Origin of the sequence: Mesorhizobium sp. M1273 (assembly GCF_040318195.1) — a bacterium.
Taxonomy (GTDB): domain Bacteria; phylum Pseudomonadota; class Alphaproteobacteria; order Rhizobiales; family Rhizobiaceae; genus Mesorhizobium.
Map to the genome: position 1 here is coordinate 1 of NZ_JAMYLV010000100.1, position 511 is coordinate 511.

Below are 511 nucleotides of genomic sequence, written 5' to 3' on the forward strand. Positions count from 1 at the left end.
GGGCTGCGCACCGGTCGTGCTTCGAGGTCGAGAAGAGCGCCCATGCGCGCCAGCATGGCGGCGTCCAGCCGGTCGGTCTTGGCGATCCTGCCGGTGGCCTCGGCGAAGCGCCGGGCTTGGCGTGGGTTGACCTTGACCAGCGCAAGGCCAGCCGCCGCCAGCTTCCGCTCAAAGGCCCGGTGATATGGACCTGTCGGCTCATAGACGATGCGTACGCCGGGCGGGTCCAACCGGCTCGGGCTCAACCAGCTCATGAACGCCTTGTGGCCGCGGCTGTCGTTGGCAAAACGCCGGCTCGCGCCGTCGCTCAGCCTGTGGGCGTCGAGATGGTCTTTCGATATGTCGATCCCGATGGTATCGTTGGTCATCTTTCACTTGTCCTGTGCTTGTCGTTCGGAGCCGAACTCCGGGTATCCGTTCAGGCCTCAAGGGAAAGACGAGGGCGATCCGACTCTAGCTCGACCCGTCAAACGGTCAGCAATTCCACCGATCCGACCCTCGCCGCTGAGGG

Annotated in this window: 1 protein-coding gene; it reads right to left on the reverse strand. The window is 65.0% G+C overall.

The genetic code is table 11. From position 1 onward, the window contains the following. The coding region (locus NKH30_RS33105; protein ID WP_352850502.1) for an IS110 family transposase at nucleotides 1–368 on the reverse strand (368 nt) is incomplete at its 3' end. Nucleotides 369–511 lie beyond the last annotated feature (143 nt).